General features: G+C 72.4%; 17 protein-coding genes. 11 read left to right on the plus strand and 6 right to left on the minus strand.

What is annotated here, in order from left to right:
* On the plus strand, window positions 1-649 hold a 649-nt coding region (locus ADK52_RS02090), incomplete at its 5' end, for a thiamine pyrophosphate-dependent enzyme (protein WP_234343263.1).
* A gap of 32 nt (window positions 650-681) precedes the next feature.
* Here the strand turns inward: ADK52_RS02090 and ADK52_RS02095 are convergent.
* Complete coding sequence (locus ADK52_RS02095) at window positions 682-1,044, minus strand: winged helix-turn-helix transcriptional regulator (RefSeq protein WP_053688051.1); 363 nt, start codon at window positions 1,042-1,044, stop codon at window positions 682-684.
* A gap of 106 nt (window positions 1,045-1,150) precedes the next feature.
* Here ADK52_RS02095 and ADK52_RS02100 point away from each other — a divergent pair, with 106 nt between their 5' ends.
* From ADK52_RS02100 to ADK52_RS02110, 3 genes are all read left to right on the plus strand, one after another.
* Complete coding sequence (locus ADK52_RS02100; RefSeq protein WP_053688052.1) at window positions 1,151-2,005, plus strand: SDR family oxidoreductase; 855 nt, start codon at window positions 1,151-1,153, stop codon at window positions 2,003-2,005.
* A gap of 197 nt (window positions 2,006-2,202) precedes the next feature.
* Window positions 2,203-3,159: an EamA family transporter RarD gene (rarD, locus tag ADK52_RS02105; RefSeq protein WP_053688053.1), complete on the plus strand. Its 957-nt coding sequence runs from the start codon at window positions 2,203-2,205 to the stop codon at window positions 3,157-3,159.
* A gap of 210 nt (window positions 3,160-3,369) precedes the next feature.
* Window positions 3,370-4,686 (plus strand): M28 family metallopeptidase, encoded by a 1,317-nt coding sequence (locus ADK52_RS02110; RefSeq protein WP_053688054.1) that lies wholly within the window; start codon window positions 3,370-3,372, stop codon window positions 4,684-4,686.
* 13 nt (window positions 4,687-4,699) lie between these two features.
* Here ADK52_RS02110 and ADK52_RS02115 read toward each other — a convergent pair whose 3' ends face one another.
* From ADK52_RS02115 to ADK52_RS02130, 4 genes are all read right to left on the minus strand, one after another.
* Complete coding sequence (locus ADK52_RS02115; RefSeq protein WP_030161956.1) at window positions 4,700-5,098, minus strand: hypothetical protein; 399 nt, start codon at window positions 5,096-5,098, stop codon at window positions 4,700-4,702.
* Window positions 5,095-5,364, minus strand: a complete 270-nt coding sequence (locus tag ADK52_RS02120; protein WP_053688055.1) for a plasmid partition protein ParG — start codon at window positions 5,362-5,364, stop codon at window positions 5,095-5,097. The genes ADK52_RS02115 and ADK52_RS02120 overlap by 4 nt, the downstream gene beginning before the upstream one ends.
* 43 nt (window positions 5,365-5,407) lie before the next feature.
* The gene (locus ADK52_RS02125; RefSeq protein WP_053688056.1) at window positions 5,408-6,634 is read right to left on the minus strand and encodes a LolA family protein; all 1,227 of its coding nucleotides are present in this window, start codon (window positions 6,632-6,634) and stop codon (window positions 5,408-5,410) included.
* 208 nt (window positions 6,635-6,842) lie between these two features.
* Window positions 6,843-7,853 (minus strand): polyprenyl synthetase family protein, encoded by a 1,011-nt coding sequence (locus tag ADK52_RS02130; protein WP_053688057.1) that lies wholly within the window; start codon window positions 7,851-7,853, stop codon window positions 6,843-6,845.
* 211 nt (window positions 7,854-8,064) lie between these two features.
* Between ADK52_RS02130 and ADK52_RS02135 the strand changes: the two genes are divergently transcribed.
* Window positions 8,065-9,021 (plus strand): peptide MFS transporter, encoded by a 957-nt coding sequence (locus ADK52_RS02135; RefSeq protein ID WP_053688058.1) that lies wholly within the window; start codon window positions 8,065-8,067, stop codon window positions 9,019-9,021.
* A gap of 21 nt (window positions 9,022-9,042) precedes the next feature.
* Window positions 9,043-11,103, plus strand: coding sequence for a CocE/NonD family hydrolase (locus ADK52_RS02140; RefSeq protein WP_053688059.1), 2,061 nt, complete (start codon window positions 9,043-9,045; stop codon window positions 11,101-11,103).
* Window positions 11,104-11,165: 62 nt separating this feature from the next.
* On the opposite strand, the gene ADK52_RS02145 is transcribed toward ADK52_RS02140, so the two are convergent.
* Complete coding sequence (locus tag ADK52_RS02145; RefSeq protein ID WP_053688060.1) at window positions 11,166-11,987, minus strand: HAD family hydrolase; 822 nt, start codon at window positions 11,985-11,987, stop codon at window positions 11,166-11,168.
* A 140-nt stretch (window positions 11,988-12,127) separates the two neighbouring features.
* Here ADK52_RS02145 and fahA point away from each other — a divergent pair, with 140 nt between their 5' ends.
* From fahA to ADK52_RS02170, 5 genes are all read left to right on the plus strand, one after another.
* Window positions 12,128-13,366 carry a fumarylacetoacetase gene (gene fahA / locus ADK52_RS02150; protein ID WP_053688061.1) on the plus strand — a complete coding sequence of 413 codons (1,239 nt, stop codon included), beginning with the start codon at window positions 12,128-12,130 and terminating at the stop codon, window positions 13,364-13,366.
* 151 nt (window positions 13,367-13,517) lie between these two features.
* The gene (locus tag ADK52_RS02155) at window positions 13,518-14,288 is read left to right on the plus strand and encodes a GntR family transcriptional regulator (protein ID WP_234343265.1); all 771 of its coding nucleotides are present in this window, start codon (window positions 13,518-13,520) and stop codon (window positions 14,286-14,288) included.
* A 32-nt stretch (window positions 14,289-14,320) separates the two neighbouring features.
* Entirely contained in the window at window positions 14,321-14,548 is a 228-nt protein-coding gene (locus ADK52_RS02160) for a 4Fe-4S dicluster domain-containing protein (RefSeq protein ID WP_030011381.1), read from the plus strand.
* A gap of 14 nt (window positions 14,549-14,562) precedes the next feature.
* Complete coding sequence (locus tag ADK52_RS02165) at window positions 14,563-15,921, plus strand: ABC transporter substrate-binding protein (protein ID WP_053688063.1); 1,359 nt, start codon at window positions 14,563-14,565, stop codon at window positions 15,919-15,921.
* The coding region (locus tag ADK52_RS02170; RefSeq protein WP_063783752.1) for an ABC transporter permease at window positions 15,918-16,698 on the plus strand (781 nt) is incomplete at its 3' end. The genes ADK52_RS02165 and ADK52_RS02170, both read left to right, overlap by 4 nt.

The following is a 16,698-nucleotide window of genomic DNA, read 5'->3' on the forward strand; positions in this document are numbered from 1 at the left end:
GATCTACGGACTGACCAAGGGCCAGTACTCGCCCACCAGCGAGGTCGGCAAGATCACCAAATCGACTCCGATGGGCTCGCTCGACGCCCCCTTCAACCCGGTCTCACTGGCCCTCGGCGCCGAGGCCACCTTCGTCGCCCGGACCGTCGACTCCGACCGCAAGCACCTCACCGAGGTACTGCGCGCGGCGGCCGACCACCAGGGCACGGCGCTCGTCGAGATCTACCAGAACTGCAACATCTTCAACGACGGCGCCTTCGAGGTCCTCAAGGACAACGCGCAGGCGCAGGAGGCCGTGATCCGGCTGGAGCACGGGCAGCCGATCCGCTTCGGCCTGGACGGACACAAGGGCGTCGTGCGCGACCAGGCCACCGGGGAACTGGAGGTCGTCACGGTGACCCCCGAGAACGAGTCCCGGATCCTGGTCCACGACGCGCACGGCGCCGGCCCGACCACCGCCTTCGCCCTGTCCCGGCTGGCCGACCCGCACACCCTGCACCAGACGCCCATCGGGGTCTTCCGCAGCGTGGAGCGGCCCGTCTACGACACGCTGATGTCCGAGCAGCTGGACGCGGCCGTCGACGCCAAGGGCAAGGGCGACCTCAGCACCCTGCTCGCCGGCAACGACACCTGGACGGTCGTCGGCTGACCCGCGCCCGTACGAGGACGGCCCGGAGTTCCTCAGGAGCTCCGGGCTTCGTCGTACGCGGCCCGCGCCGCCTGGACGTCGGCGGTGCGCCGCTCGGTCCAGCGGGCCAGCGACCACACCTGCTCGGCGGCCTCGCGCCCCAGCTCGGTCAGCGAGTAGTCCACGCGCGGCGGGATCACGGGGTGGGCGTCGCGCAGCAGGAATCCGTCGCGCTCCAGCGTCTGGAGGGTCTGGGCCAGCATCTTCTCGCTGACGCCGCCCACTTCCCGGCGCAGCTCGCTGAACCGGTACGAGCGCTCGACGAGCGCGGCCAGCACCAGGACCCCCCAGCGGCTGGTGACGTGCTCCAGCACGCCGCGGGAGGGGCACATCGGAGCCTTCACGCTTACCTTCATACCAGTACCTTACTTTGAAGTGGGTACTTACGAAAGGTTAGCGCTCTCCCTAGGGTGGTGTCGTACCCCGAAGCCGGACACGGCCCCCACGCAAGGAGCGCACCCCATGAGCATCGTCGTCACCGGAGCCACCGGAGCCCTCGGCCGCCTCGTCGTCGAGGAGCTGCTGAACCAGGTCCCCGCCGAGCGCGTCGCCGTCGTCGTGCGCAGCGAGGAGAAGGCCGCCGACCTGGCCGCGCGCGGGGTCGAGGTGCGCGTCGCGGACTACGACGCCCCCGAGACCCTGGCCGGGGCCTTCCGCTCCGGCGACCGCGTCCTGCTGATCTCCGGCAACGAGGTCGGCCGCCGGGTGCCGCAGCACCTCGCCGTGATCTCGGCCGCACGGGCCGCCGGCGTCGCCCAGCTCGCGTACACCGGGATCCTCGGCGGCCCCGAGGCCGACTTCGACCTGGCCGCCGAGCACAAGGTCACCGAGCAGGCCATCCTCGACTCCGGCCTGCCCCACACGTTCCTGCGCAACGGCTGGTACCACGAGAACTACACCGGACACCTGGGCACCGTCCTGGAGCACGGCGCGGTCGTGGGCAGCGCGGGCGCGGGCAGGATCGCCTCCGCCGCGCGGGCGGACTACGCCGCGGCGGCGGCCGCCGTGCTGACCGGCGAGGGCCACCTGAACCAGGTGTACGAGCTCTCCGGCGACTCCGCGTGGAGCCTGGCGGAGTACGCGGCCGAGGTCGCGGCCCAGACCGGCAAGGAGGTCGCGTACAGCGAGGTCCCGGCCGAGGCGCACCTGTCGATCCTGACCGGCGCCGGAGTGCCCGAGGGCTTCGCGGCGATCCTCGTCGACGTGGACGCGGCGATCTCCCGCGGCCGGCTGGCCCACACCGGCGGGGACCTGTCCCGGCTCATCGGCCGCCCGACGACCCCGGTGGCCCACGCCATCGCCTCCGCCCTGGCCTGAGCGGGCGGCGGGCAGGCAGGCGGCGGGCGGCTGGCGGCGGGCGGGCCAGCCGTGCGGGCCGGCGCGGGCCGAGTCCGCGCCGCCGCGGCCACGCAAGGCCCCGGAGGTGTCATGAGTATCTCCCGTAAACGGGCATGACATCCGGCCCGCCCGGCGCTACCTTCGTGAGGTTGGCCGAATGACGACTGGAGGGCCCCGTGAAGGCGGAGAACGAGCAGCGCACGGGTTTGCTCTACGGATTCGGCGCCTACGGGATGTGGGGGCTGGTCCCCCTGTTCTGGCCGCTGCTCAAGCCGTCCGGGGCCATCGAGATCCTCGCCCACCGCATGGTGTGGTCGCTGGGCGTGGTCGGGATCCTGCTGCTGGCCATGCGCCGCTGGGCCTGGATACGGGACCTGCTCCGCCAGCCCCGCAAGCTGGGCCTGACCGCGCTGGCCGCGTCGGTGATCTCCGTGAACTGGGGCCTGTACATCTGGGCCGTCAACAACGGCGCGGTCGTCGAGGCCAGCCTCGGCTACTTCATCAACCCGCTCGTCACCATCGCGATCGGCGTGCTGGTCCTCGGTGAGCGGCTGCGCCGGGCGCAGTGGGCGGCCGTCGGCATCGGCGTGGCCGCCGTGCTGGTGCTCGCCGTCGGGTACGGGCGGCCGCCGTGGATCTCGCTGGTGCTGGCCTTCTCCTTCGCCGCCTACGGGCTGATCAAGAAGAAGCTCAACATGGGCGGGGTCGAGTCGCTCGCCGCCGAGACCGCGCTGCTGTTCCTGCCCGCCCTCGGCTACCTGCTGTGGCTGGGCGCGCAGGGCCGGTCGAGCTTCGCCACGGAGGGCATCGGGCACGCCTCGCTGCTCGCCGCGACCGGGCTGGTCACCGCGATCCCGCTGGTCTGCTTCGGTGCGGCCGCGATCCGGGTCCCGCTGTCCACGCTCGGGCTGCTCCAGTACCTGGCCCCGGTGTTCCAGTTCGGGCTCGGCGTCGTGTACTTCCACGAGGCGATGCCGCCGGAGCGCTGGGCCGGGTTCTCCCTGGTCTGGGCCGCGCTGGCGCTGCTGACCTGGGACGCGCTGCGGACGGCGCGCAGGACGCGGGCCCGGCTCGAAGCGGCCCGCGCCGCCGCCGGGCCGGTGGCGGTCACTCCGGCGCCCGAGCCGGCATAGCCGCGCCGCACGTCCCGATACCCCCACGATCCCCGCTACGGAACCTCCGTAGCGGGGATCGTCCGTTTTCCGAACCACCCTGACCGAATCTCGGTCTTGACGGGCAGTCACCCTTCCACTGAACATCAGGCTCGCACTGACGCACGATCGCTCAATTGCGCCACCCCGCACGTTCCGTTCAATCCCCAACGGAATCCCGGAGTCCCCCACATGAGCCTGTCCGTCTCCCGGCGTCTCGCCGCCGTGACCGCCATCGCGGTCGCCGGCCTGTTCGCCTCCACCGCTCCCGCCGCACTCGCCGCCCCCACGGCGGCGACCGCGGCGCCGACCCCGCCCGACATCCCGGTCGCCAACGTCAAGGCGCACCTGGCGCAACTCCAGTCCATAGCCACCGCCAACGGCGGCAACCGCGCCCACGGCCGGACCGGCTACAAGGCCTCGATCGACTACGTGAAGGCCAAGCTGGACGCGGCCGGCTTCACCACCACCCTGCAGACCTTCACCAGCAGCGGCGCGACCGGCTACAACCTGATCGCCGACTGGCCGGGCGGTGACCCGAACTCGGTGCTGATGGCCGGATCGCACCTGGACTCGGTGACCGCCGGTCCCGGCATCAACGACAACGGATCCGGCTCGGCCGCCATCCTGGAGACGGCGCTGGCCGTCTCGCGCGCACAGCTCCAGCCCACCAAGCACCTGCGGTTCGGCTGGTGGGGCGCCGAGGAGCTCGGCATGATCGGCTCGAAGTACTACGTGAACAACCTGCCGGCCGCCGAGAAGTCGAAGATCTCCGGGTACCTGAACTTCGACATGATCGGCTCGCCGAACCCGGGCTACTTCGTCTACGACGACGACCCGACCATCGAGCAGACCTTCAAGAACTACTACGCGGGCGTCGGCATCCCGACGGAGATCGAGACCGAGGGCGACGGCCGCTCCGACCACGCCCCGTTCAAGAGCGCGGGCATCCCGGTCGGCGGCCTGTTCTCCGGCGCCGACTACACCAAGACGGCGGCGCAGGCGCAGAAGTGGGGCGGCACCTCCGGGCAGGCCTTCGACCGCTGCTACCACGCCTCGTGCGACACCTCGGCGAACATCAACGACACCGCCCTGGACCGCAATTCCGACGCCATCGCGTACGCGATCTGGAACCTGGGGGCGGCCACCCCGGTCCCGCCGGGCCAGTCCTTCGAGAACACGGCGGACGTGAACATCCCGGACTCCCCCGGCGCCGCGGTGACCTCGCCGATCACGGTCTCCGGAGTCACGGGCAACGCCCCGGCCACCACCAAGGTCGACGTGAACATCGTCCACACCTACCGCGGTGACCTGGTGGTCGACCTGGTGGCCCCCGACGGCACGGTCTACAACCTGCACAACCGCAGCGGCGGCAGCGCCGACAACCTCGTCCAGACGTACACGGTCAACGCGTCGAGCGAGGTGGCCAACGGGGTCTGGAAGCTCCAGGCCAAGGACGGGGCGGCGCAGGACACCGGCTACATCAACAGCTGGAAGATCACCTTCTGAGACAGGAGCGGGCCTAGGACGGCGGAACCGTCTGCGGCTCCTGTATGAGGGCGCGGAGTTCCTCGGCGACCGCGGCGACATCGGCGCGGCCCAGCTTGGCCGCCTCCACCAGGTCGCCGAGGTCCTCCGGTGAGGGCAGCTGCTTGGCTCCCGCCACGCGCAGGTACGAGCGCGTGGCGGCGGCCGCGTAGAACTCGTTCATCGGCGATTCCAGCGCCGGGCACACCGCGAGGGTGTGCAGAAACGCGGCGGCCCGCCACGCGGTGTCCGGGGCGGGCTGTTCGGGCACCAGGACGAGGTCATTCTGGTGCCGGGCGACCGCGGCGGCCACCCCGGAGGGATCCCACACGGCGGGATCTGACGGGAGATGGTGGGCCAGAGCGGTCCAGGCCCACTCCATGGTGATCTTCAATTGCCGAACCGCTCCTGGAAGTAGCCCCAGTGGTCGGCGAACTCCTCGATGCCGGACAGGAAGTTCTCCCGGTCCTCGTCGAGCTCGCGTTCCGTCACCTCGGTGATCAGCGCGGTGACCGTCGTCCCCAGTGCCGCCGCGCGCGCTTTGAGGCGCTCATGGAACTCTTCGTTCAGGCGGATGGTGACGTGTCTCGACATGCTTTTCACGGTACAGCGGGGCCGCTGTACACAGGGCCGGAACGGCCGAAGGGTGGGCAGGGACACAGTCCCCGCCCACCCTTCGGAGCGTCCTACCCGCCGTGCGGCACTACTTGTTGGCGTCGGCCGCCTTCACCAGCGCGTCCTTGGTGACCGCGCCGACGTAGACCTTGCCGTCGTCCGTGATCAGGGCGTTGACCAGGCGGGTCTTGAAGACCCGGCCCTCGCCGAACGTGCCGGAGACCTTGCCCCCGAGGGAGTCGAGGAACTGCTTGGCCTCCTTCGGAGTGTCCTTGCCGTTCGCCGACTTCTCGAAGTCCTGGAGGCCCTTGCCGGCACCCGTCTCGACGCGGGCGATGGTCGCCCAGCCCTCGCCGAGCACCTTGGTCTCGCCGCCCTTGCCGCCCGGGACGCCCATGCCGCCGGTCAGCGCGTCGAGGCCGGGGAAGGAGTCCAGGCCCTTGAACTCCTTGCCGTGGCCGCGGCCGTCCTTGCCCGCCCCGGCGGCGCCCTCGGTCAGCTTGGCGCCCTTGGGCGCGGTGAAGGCGAACGTGTCGGCGGACGGCTTGGCGAAGTCCACCTTGGTGAACCCGGCGTCGACGATCGGCTTGCCGCCCTCGGCCGCGAGCAGCTGTACCCGCAGCGGCACGCCGTTCTTGGCGTCGACCGCTATCTTGACCGAGCCGACCGTGGATCCGCTCTGCTTCGGCTTCAGCACCAGCTGGTAGGCGTCCCGGCCGGCCACCTGCGCGGTCTCGCCCACGCTGACGTCCGTGGTCGGGCCGGCGGCCTTCAGCACGTCCTGGGCCAGCTGCTGGGGCGAGGCGCCGCCGAGCCGCTCGGCCGTCTTCTTCTCGTCCTTGCCGGCCGCCGCCTCGGGGTTCTTCTCGTGCCAGACCTCGTTGGCCTTGCTGTCGTACCCCCAGACGTCGGCGCCGTTGTGGATGAGGCTGTACTCGTCCTTGCCGTCCACGAACGTGAGCTTCTGGCGGTCCGGCCCGTCGGCCGCGACGCGCACGGTGTGCGTGCCGTTCGCCAGCTGCGCGATCTTGTCCTCGGGGTTGGCCGAGCCGCCCGCGATGCCCTTGCCGCCGAGGAGGCCGCTCGCCAGGGTCGGCAGACCCAGGTCGGTGCTGATCTTCGCGCTGCCGGACAGCTGCTGCACGTCGGAGGCCGCGACCTTCTCGATGAGCTGCTGCGCGGTCATCTTCGGCAGGTCGGGGCCGCCGGAGTTCGCGAAGGCCGGGACCATCGCCACGGTCGCGGCGGCCACACCCGCCACCGCTACCGGTACGGCGTACCGGGCGGCCTTGCGGGTCTTTGCGTTCGTTGCCATGTCTGCCCTACCTCTGTGTCACCCGTTCTGGTGTGTCTCCATCTGACCAAAGGGGCGGGGGCCGGGGCGTCACTCCCCGGGGCCAACTCGGCGTACGCCGCAGGGATGACACGGCGAGGGCCCGGCATCCTCCCCCCGTAGGGGATGCCGGGCCCTCGCCCCTGACGTACGGCTTGTCCGGACGTATCCGGGCGTACCCGGACGCGTCCTAACCGGCGCGGTGCACCACCGCGTCGCACAGCTCCTCCAGCGCCGACTTCGCGAAGCCCTCCGGCAGCGGCGCCAGCGTGGCCCGCGCCTCCTGCGCGTACCGGATGGTGTCGCGGCGGGCCTGCTCCAGCGCGGGGTGCACGCGCAGCCGGGCGAGCACCTCGGCGTGGCGGGCGTCGTCCGTCAGGTCGCCGTCGAGGAGGCCCACGAGCTCCAGGTCGTCGGGGTCGCCGCCCCGCGCGGCCATCTCGCGCAGCCGCAGCACGGGCAGCGTGGGGATGCCCTCGCGCAGGTCCGTCCCCGGGGTCTTCCCGGATTCGTGCGCGTCGGAGGCGATGTCCAGGACGTCGTCGGCGAGCTGGAAGGCGATGCCGAGGCGCTCCCCGTACTGGGTCAGGATGTCGACGACCGAATCGTCGGCGCCGGACATCAGCGCGCCGAACCGGCCGGAGACCGCGATCAGGGAGCCGGTCTTGCCGGCCATGACGTCGAGGTAGTGGGCGACCGGGTCGCGGCCGTCGCGCGGGCCGGCCGTCTCCAGGATCTGGCCGGTGACCAGCCGCTCGAAGGCCTCGGCCTGGATGCGTACGGCCTCCGGCCCGAGGTCGGCCAGGATGTGCGAGGCGCGGGCGAACAGGAAGTCACCCGTCAGGACGGCCACCGAGTTGCCCCAGCGGGCGTTGGCGCTGGCCACGCCGCGGCGCTCGTCCGCCTCGTCCATGATGTCGTCGTGGTACAGCGTCGCCAGATGGGTGAGCTCGACGACCACGGCGGCGGGCACGATGCCGGGCGCGTAGGGATCGCCGAATCGGGAGGCGAGCATCACCAGCAGCGGCCGGAACCGCTTGCCCCCGGCGCGCAGCAGGTGCTGTGCGGCATCGGTGATGAAGGGGACTTCGCTCTTGGTGGCCTCCAGCAGACCCGCCTCGACGGCGGCCAGTCCGGCCTGGACATCGGTCTCAAGAGCCTGGTCCCGCACGCTCAGTCCGAACGGCCCGACGACGGTCACGAGGGGTACTCCTGTCTGCTGACGATCACGGTGACGATCACCTGGATTGTCGATGTGTCGCTGCCATCACTCAAGCCAGCGTATCCGGTCTGTTTTCGATCACCGAGAGCGGCCGCCATGTCGCCACCCGCGCACTGCCCGATGCGCACCGGTATGTTCGTGAAGAGCCGAAACAACCGGAGAATACGTTTTGTCCAGAACTACCACGGCAATGGAGGAACCGGCGGAGCCGGTCGACCCGGAGGCGGACCAGCCGCCGCCCGCCGACGACCACGCCTTCCTCGGGCACCCCCGGGGCCTCGCCACGCTGTCCGGACTGGAGGTCTGGGAGCGCTTCTCGTTCCTCGGCATGCAGGCCATCCTCGTCCTCTGCTTCGCGGACGTGGTGGCCGACGGCAGCCTGGGGACGGCCCCGGGCACCGCGGCCACCGTCGCGGCGGCCTACGGGACCATGGTCTACCTCGTCTCCGTCACCGGCGGGTGGCTCGCCGACCGGATCCTCGGTTCGTACCGGGCCCTGCTCTGGGGCGGCATCCTGATCGCCTGCGGCCACTACGCCATGGCGGTGCCGACGGCCGCCACGACCTGGACGGGCCTCGGACTGATCAGCGCGGGCACCGGCCTGCTCAAGCCCAACGCGGCCAGCATGGTCGGCAGGCCGTACCGGACGGACGACGAGCGGCGCGACGCCGGATTCGCCCTCTACTCCATGGCCATCAACATCGGCGCCTTCGCCGGGCCCCTGATCACCGGCTGGCTCGGCGAGCACCAGGGCTGGCACTGGTGGTTCTCCGCCGCCGCCGTCGGCATGACCCTCGGCCTGGTCCGGTACGTCCTCGGCCGCCGCCATCTGGCCGGGCGAAAGCACTCGGCCGAGTACGCCCTGGCCCCCGACGCGATGCGCCGCGCCGTGCACCGGATCGTCGCCGGACTCCTCACCGCGGGCGCACTCGCCACCCTTCTGGCGGCCGTCGGATGGCTGACCATGGCGCTCTGGTTCCTCTCGCCGGCCCTGGCCAACGGCATCCAGGCGCAGGTGGTCAAGGTCTACGGCCAGGTGTCCGCTCCCGTGTACTTCGGCGTCAACGGCGGGATCGCGGTGCTGGCGGGCCTGGCCGTGATCGCGCTGGCGCCGTGGCTGCGGCGCACGATGCACCCCGTCCACTGAGGCGAACGAGGTGGTTCCCGCATGATCATCCGTAGCGAGTTCCCGTACGAGACGGTGCACGAGGATGTCCGGATCCCGATGCCTGGGGGCACCTCCCAGGCCGAAGGCTCCGGGGGAGGGGTGGAGCTGTACGCCCGGATCTGGCGCCCGATCACCGACGATCCGGTCCCGGCGCTGCTGGAGTACCTGCCGTACCGGCTCACCGACTGGACCGCGCCCCGCGACTGGCAGCGCCACCCCTGGTACGCGGGCCACGGCTACGCCTCCGTCCGGGTGGACGTACGGGGCCACGGCTGCAGCGGCGGGAACCCGGGCGACGAGTACGACGCGCGGGAACTGGCCGACGGGGTCGCGGTGGTGGAGTGGCTGGCGGCGCAGCCGTGGTGCACGGGGTCGGTGGGGATGTTCGGGATCTCCTGGGGCGGGTCCAACTCCCTCCAGATCGCGGCGCTGGCCCCCGAGGCCCTCAAGGCAGTCGTCACGGTCTGCTCGACGGACGACCGGTACGACAACGACGTCCACTACATGGGCGGCTCGGTGCTGGCCGTGGACATGCACGCGTGGGCGGCGACCATGCTGGCCTTCGCGGCGCGGCCGCCGGACCCGCTGTTCGTCGGCGACGGCTGGCGGGAGCAGTGGCTGGCCCGGCTGGAATCCGTCGAACCCCCGATCCACACCTGGCTGGCGCACCAGACGCGGGACGACTACTGGCGCCACGGCAGCGTCTGCGAGGACTACCCGGCGATCGGCGCGGCCGTACTGGCGGTCGGCGGCTGGCACGACCCGTACCGGGACACGGTGCTGCGGCTGGTCTCGCACCTGCCCGCCGACCGGGTACGGGGGCTGATCGGCCCCTGGTCGCACCAGTACCCGGACCGGGGGCTGCCGCCCGGGCCGTCGATCGGGTTCCTCCAGGAGACCCTGCGGTGGTGGGACCACTGGCTGAAGGGGGACGCCGACAGCACCTCCGGCGCGGGCGGCAACGGGGTGATGGACGAGCCCCTGCTGCGCTCCTGGATCTCGGACTCGCATCCGCCGGCGACCACGTACGAGGAGCTGCCGGGCCGCTGGGTCGGGGACGCCGAGTGGCCCTCCCCCGCCGTCACCCCGGTCACGTACGCGCTCCAGGGCGCGCCGGTGGCCGTGGCCTCCCCGCAGCACACGGGGCTGGACGCGGGGCGGTTCTTCCCGTTCGGCAACGCCGCGGACCTGCCGCCGGACCAGCGGGAGGAGGACGCGAAGTCGGCCTGCTTCGAGTTCCCGGTGGGGCGCGAGCCGGTGGAGGTCCTGGGCCGCGCGCAGGTGACGGCCCGGCTGCGGATGGACGTCCCGTACGGGCAGGTGGTGGCGCGGCTGTGCGACGTGGCGCCCGACGGGTCCTCGACGCTGGTGACGCGGGGCGCGCTGAACCTCTCGGCCCGGCTGGGCCGGGACAAGGCGGTGCCGTGGCCGGTGGGCGCCTACGAGGACGTCGTCTTCGAGCTGAACGGCATCGGGCACCGGTTCGCCGCGGGCCACCGGATCCGGCTCGCGCTGTCCTCGGCGTACTGGCCGTGGATCTGGCCGCGGGCCGGGTCGGAGGCCGGGTGGACGCTGGATCCGGCGGGGAGTTCGGTGGTCCTGCCGGTCCGGGACGCGGGAGCGGACGCCTCCGGCCCGGAGGTCGCCTTCGAGCCGCCGGAGCAGGCGGGGCCGCTCGGGGTGTCGTACCCGGCCACGCTGGACGAGCCGCGGCCGGAGCGGCTGGTCGTACGGGACGTGGCGCGCGGGCGGTGGCGGCTGGAGGTGGACCCGCGGTACGGGGGCACGCGGGTGTATCCGGACGGGCTGGAGTACGGGGAGGACGCGGAGGAGGTCTACGAGATCGACTCGGCGGATCCGCTGTCGGCCCGGACCCGCTCGGAGTGGCGGATCCGGTTGCACCGGCCGGAGTCGGGGTGGGACGCCCGTATCGAGACCCGGTCGGAGATCTCCTGCGACGAGGGCGGGTTCGTGACCTCGAACGAGGTGGTGTGCCGGGAGGGGGAGGAGGTCGTCTTCCACCGGACGTGGGAACGGCGGTTGCCCCGCGCGGCGGGGTGACGACCCCAGCGGCCGGGACCGGCGGTCGGGGCCGGCGGGCGGGGCCGGCGGGCGGGGCCGGATCAGCCGGGGAAGAGGCGTTCCAGGACCACCGCGATGCCGTCCTGCTCGTTGGAGAGGGTCAGCTCGTCGGCCACGGCGATCAGTTCGCGGTGGGCGTTGGCCATGGCCACGCCGTGCGCCGCCCACGCGAACATCGGGATGTCGTTCGGCATGTCGCCGAAGGCGATCGTCGAGGACGGGCCCACCCCCAGCGCCTCGGCCGCCAGCGCCAGTCCGCTCGCCTTGCTGACGCCCGGCGGCTGGAGCTCCACCGTGTGCTCCCCCGCCATCGTCACGTTCACCAGGTCCCCGACCACCGCACGCGCGACCCGCGTGAGCTCGTCGTCGTCCAGCTCCGGGTGCTGGAGCAGCACCTTGTTGATCGGCGCGGCCCACAGGCCGCCGCGCCCGCGCACCCGGACCGTCGGCAGGTGCGGGTGCCACATCCGGTAGCCCGGCCCTATCAGCATCTCGGCGTCCAGCCCCTCCTGGTTGACCGCCGCGTACACCTCGCCGATCTCCGCCTCGATCTTCCCGAGCGCCACCTCGGCCAGCTCCCGGTCCAGCGCGACGGAGTGCAGCAGGCGCGCGCCCGCCGTGTCGTACACCTGCGCGCCCTGCCCGCACACCGCGAGCCCCGTGTACCCGAGGTCGTCCAGTACATGGCGGACCTGCGGGACGGGGCGTCCGGTGACGATGATGTGCTGGGCGCCCGCGGCGCGCGCCGTCGCGAGCGCCGCGTACGAGCGGGCGGAGACGGTGTCTCCGGCGCGCAGCAGGGTCCCGTCCAGGTCAGTGGCGATCAAGGCGAACGGGAGGGCCGAAAGCGGGGCGGAAGTCACGGCGCAAGGATACGGACCCCTTTGGACAAGTCCTACAAATAGAACCCGAATCCGGCCTCCCACCGGCCCCACTGGCCACGTAACGTATCAACCAGCCCCCGGGACACCCCCGGACCGCATCGAAAGCGAGGCAGTACCCCATGCCCCAGCAGAGCCCCCTCGATGTCCCCGAGGGCGACCCGTTCGGGCCGCACAACCTCCCGTACGGCGTCTTCTCCACCCCCGGGCCCACCTCCGCGGAGCCCGGCCGCCGTCGCATCGGTGTGCGCATCGGCGGACACGTGCTCGACGCGGGGGCGGCCGCGGCCGCGCTCGGTTCCCCGTACGCCGCACTGCTCGGGCAGTCCTCGCTCAACCCGCTGCTGGCCGCCGGCCGCACCGCCTGGCGCGACGTGCGCCGCGCGCTGACCGCGTGGGTGACCGACCCCGGCCACCGCGAGACGGTCGAGCCGCACCTCCTGCCGCTCGACGCCGTCACCCTGCACCTGCCGTACGAGGTCGCCGACTACGTCGACTTCTACGCGAGCGAGCACCACGCCACCAACGTGGGCCACATCTTCCGCCCGGACGGCGAGGCGCTCACCCCCAACTGGAAGCACCTGCCGATCGGTTACCACGGCCGCTCCGGCACGATCGTGGTCTCGGGGACGGACGTCGTACGGCCCTCGGGGCAGCGCAAGGCCCCGTCCGACGCGGCGCCCGTCTTCGGCCCGTCCGTCAAGCTCGACATCGAGGCGGAGGTCGGCTTCGTCGTCGGCACCCCGTCCGAGCAGGGCCGCCCGGTGCCGCTGGCCGATTTCGAGGACCACGTCTTCGGGCTGTTCCTGCTCAACGACTGGTCGGCGCGCGACATCCAGGCCTGGGAGTACGTGCCGCTCGGCCCCTTCCTCGGCAAGTCCTTCGCCACCTCCGTCTCCGCCTGGGTCACCCCGCTGGAGGCCCTGGAGGCGGCCCGGGTCGCCCCGCCCGCCCGCGACTTCCCGCTGCTGCCCTACCTCGACGACGCCGAAGCCGACCGGCCCGGCGGCTTCGACCTGCACATCACGGTCTCCATCAACGGGCAGGAGGTCGCGCGGCCGCCGTTCGCGACGATGTACTGGACCGCCGCCCAGCAGCTCGCGCACATGACGGTCAACGGCGCCTCCCTGCGCACCGGCGACGTCTACGGCTCGGGCACGGTCAGCGGCCCCGAGGTCGGGCAGCGCGGCTCGCTGCTGGAGCTGACGTGGAACGGCCGCGACGCCATCGAGCTCGCCGACGGCAAGCGCACCTTCCTCGAAGACGGAGACACCGTCACCCTCACCGCCTGGGCTCCGGGCCCGGGCGGCACCCGCGTCGGCCTCGGCGAGGTCACCGGCCGCATTGTGGGATCCCGCTAGTCCGGCCCTTGGGACGGAGCACGGCACCGGGGTGGCGGAACTCTCCGCCACCCCGGCGTCGTACCAGGTCACAGCCCTGCCGCTGAGCCCCCGCGGTGGCGCAATACTGCGGCAACACCACTGGCCGGAAGCCGTCGGTATGTTCCGTGCCATGCCAGCCGAACGCACCCGTGAGCACACCGTCCCGGTCGCCGCCGCGCGCCGGCGGCGACTGCGCGCGGACCGGGCGCGCCAGCTCGCCGACCTGCTGCGCCACCAGATCCTGGCCGGCGGCTACCCCGGCGGGGTCCTCCCGCTGGAGGACGTCCTCGCCGCCGACTACGGAGCCGGCCGCAACACCGTCCGCCAGGCCCTCGACCTGCTGCGCGGCGAGCGGCTCGTCGAACGCCGGCCGGGGGTCGGGACCGTGGTCGTCTGCGAGAAGTACCCGCACGGCCTCGACCGCCTCCAGGGCCTGGCCGAGACCCTGCACGAGCACGGCCGGGTGACCAACGAGGTCCGCACCGTCGGCCCGGTGCGCGCCCCCGCCCCCGTCGCCGGCCGGCTGGGGCTCCCCGAGCACACCGACGTGCTCTACATCGAGCGGCTGCGGCGGCTGAACGGGCTGCCGCTCTCCCTCGACCTCACGTACGTCCCCCTCGACATCGGGGCCGAACTGCTCGGCTGCGACCTGGAGAACACCGACGTCTTCCGGCTGCTGGAGTCCCTGACCGGGCAGCCCCTCGGCCACGCCGAGATCACCCTGGAGGCCGTCAACGCCGACGCGCACTCCGCCGCCGTACTGCAGGCCCCGCGCGGGGCCGCCGTGCTGATGCTGGAGCGCCTCACCCATCTGGGCGACGGCCGGCCCGTGGACCTGGAGTTCATCCGCTTCCGCGGCGACCGGATCACCATGAGCGGCCTGCTCCGCCGCTCCCTCTGACCCCCTGCATACCCACCTTCCTGGAGACAGCCATGCCTGTGGTCCCCCAGCGCGGCGACGTGCCCGTGACCATCGACGAGTCCCTGTGCATCGACGGCTGCACCCTCTGCGTCGACATGTGTCCGCTCGACTCGCTCGCGATCCGCGAGGACAACGGCAAGGCGTACATGCACGTCGACGAGTGCTGGTACTGCGGCCCGTGCGCCGCCCGCTGCCCCACGGGCGCGGTGACCGTCAACATGCCCTACCTGCTCCGGTGAAAGGCCCCGTTCCGATGCGCAGTCCGAGACCGTCCCTCGCCCTCGCCCTCTCCGTTCTCCTCGTCCCGCTGGCCAGTGGGTGCGGCGCGAGCGCGTCCGGGGCCGACGGCGCCAAGACCGTGACGGTGACCGTCGGCTACCAGTCCAAGACCATCAACACCGTCACCGCCGGCACCCTGCTGCGCTCCCTCGGCTACTTCGAGCAGCAGCTCGCGGAGCGCGGCCGGCGCGACGGCGTGACGTACAGGGTCGACTGGCAGGACTACGCCACGGGCGCGCCCATCACCGCCCAGATGACCGCCGGGAAGATCGACATCGGCTCGATGGGCGACTTCCCGCTGCTGATCAACGCGGCGCGCGGCAAGGAGCTGGGGCAGCCGACCCGGCTCGTCTCCGTGACCGGCTACAACCTGCGCGGCGGCCTCAACACCATCGTCACCGCGCCCGGCGCGACGTACGCCTCGCTGGCCGATCTGCGCGGCAAGAAGGTGTCGACCTCGGTCGGCTCGGCCGCGGACGGGACCCTCGTACGGGCCCTCCAGCGCGCCGGGATCGATCCCGCGAGCGGCATCCAGAAGCTCAACCAGCAGCCCAGCGTGGGGGCTTCGGCCCTCCAGGCGGGCAGTGCGGACGCGCTGTCGCAGTTCGTGGCCTGGCCGGGGCAGCTCGCGTACGAGGGGAAGGCCAAGGCCCTGTACGACGGCGCCGAGCTGAACCTGCCGACGTTCCACGGGGTCACGGTGCGGCAGAAGTTCGCGGCGCAGCGGGCCGGCGTACTGGACGACTTCCTGCGCGCGCAGCGCAAGGCGACCGAGTACCTGCGGACCCAGCCGGTCGCGGCGGCGGAGTCGGTGGCGAAGGAGACCGGGCTGCCCGCGGAGGTCGTGTACCTGTACAACGGCGCGAACGGGATCGCGACCTTCGACCCGGCGCTGCGGCCGGAGCTGCTGGCGGCGCTGAAGGAGGACGTACCGGTCCTCAAGGACGCGAAGCTGGTCGGCGACGTGGACGTGGACGCGTTCGTGGACCCGGCGCCGCTGGAGCGGGCCGTGCCGGAGGCCGGCTACCCGGCGGCGGCGCCCGCCCGCCCCGAGCTGTGGCTGAGGAACGAGCCGGCCACGCGGACGTTCGACACCCCGGCGGCCCTGCTGAAGGCCCTGAAGGGCGCGGACGCGGCGGCGGTCCGGGCTGCGTACGTGCCGGACGCGGTGACCGGGACCCCGTGGTTCGCCGACAAGGCGGTGTGGGTGGCGGAGGGCGCCGAGCTGCGGGCGTTCGTCACGCCGGCGGGCGCGAAGTCGTACGTCGACCGGCACGGGGGATCCGGGGCGCGGGTCGTGGGCTTCGCCGAGGCCGAAGGCATCGCGTCGTGACCCCGGGGCGCAGGCTGCTGCGGCTGGCTTCGCTCGGGGCGGCCCTGCTGGCGTGGCAGCTGCTGACCTCGCTGGACGTGGAATTCTGGCTCCGCTTCGGGCAGTTCCCGACGGTGGGCGAGGTGGCGTCGAAGCTGGCGGAGCGGGCGTCGACGGCGCCGTACTGGGAAGACCTCCTCTCCAGCCTGCGCAGGATCGTGTCGGGCTTCGCGCTGGCGGCGGTCCTGGGGGTGGCGGCGGGCACGGCGATCGCCCGCTCCCGGGTGGCCGCGGACGTGCTCGGCCCGGTCCTGGAGGTCGTGCGCCCGATCCCGGCCATCGCGCTGGTCCCGGTGGCGATCCTGCTCTTCCCCTCGAACGAGCAGGGGATCGTGTTCATCACGTGCGCGGCGGCGTTCTTCCCGGTACTGGTCTCCACCCGCCACGCGGTGGCGGCCCTGTCGCCGGTGTGGGAGGAGGCGGCCCTCACGATGGGCGCCACGCGCGGGCGCGTGCTGCTCTCGGTGGTCCTCCCGGGCTCCCTCCCCGGCGTCTTCGGAGGCCTGTCGGTCGGGATCGGGGTCTCCTGGATCTGCGTGATCTCGGCGGAGATGATCTCGGGTGAGTACGGAGTCGGCTACCGCACCTGGCAGGACTACACGGTGGTGGACTACCCGGGGGTCTTCGTCGGCATGGCCACGATCGGCGCCCTGGGCTGGCTGACGTCGACGGCGGTGGAACGCCTGGGCCGGCGCCTGACGCACTGGCTCCCGACCCGCCCCCGGCGCCCCGCGGCGC

Source organism: Streptomyces sp. WM6372, from assembly GCF_001279655.1.
Classification (GTDB): Bacteria; Actinomycetota; Actinomycetes; order Streptomycetales; family Streptomycetaceae; genus Streptomyces.

Coding starts and splice junctions, on each gene's coding strand:
- ADK52_RS02095 (WP_053688051.1), bottom strand. CDS start 1,044: ATGAAGGTAAGCGTGAAGGCTCCGATGTGCCCCTCCCGCGGCGTGCTG.
- ADK52_RS02100 (WP_053688052.1), top strand. CDS start 1,151: ATGAGCATCGTCGTCACCGGAGCCACCGGAGCCCTCGGCCGCCTCGTC.
- ADK52_RS02110 (WP_053688054.1), top strand. CDS start 3,370: ATGAGCCTGTCCGTCTCCCGGCGTCTCGCCGCCGTGACCGCCATCGCG.
- ADK52_RS02125 (WP_053688056.1), bottom strand. CDS start 6,634: ATGGCAACGAACGCAAAGACCCGCAAGGCCGCCCGGTACGCCGTACCG.
- ADK52_RS02135 (WP_053688058.1), top strand. CDS start 8,065: ATGGAGGAACCGGCGGAGCCGGTCGACCCGGAGGCGGACCAGCCGCCG.
- ADK52_RS02140 (WP_053688059.1), top strand. CDS start 9,043: ATGATCATCCGTAGCGAGTTCCCGTACGAGACGGTGCACGAGGATGTC.
- fahA (WP_053688061.1), top strand. CDS start 12,128: ATGCCCCAGCAGAGCCCCCTCGATGTCCCCGAGGGCGACCCGTTCGGG.
- ADK52_RS02155 (WP_234343265.1), top strand. CDS start 13,518: ATGCCAGCCGAACGCACCCGTGAGCACACCGTCCCGGTCGCCGCCGCG.
- ADK52_RS02160 (WP_030011381.1), top strand. CDS start 14,321: ATGCCTGTGGTCCCCCAGCGCGGCGACGTGCCCGTGACCATCGACGAG.
- ADK52_RS02165 (WP_053688063.1), top strand. CDS start 14,563: ATGCGCAGTCCGAGACCGTCCCTCGCCCTCGCCCTCTCCGTTCTCCTC.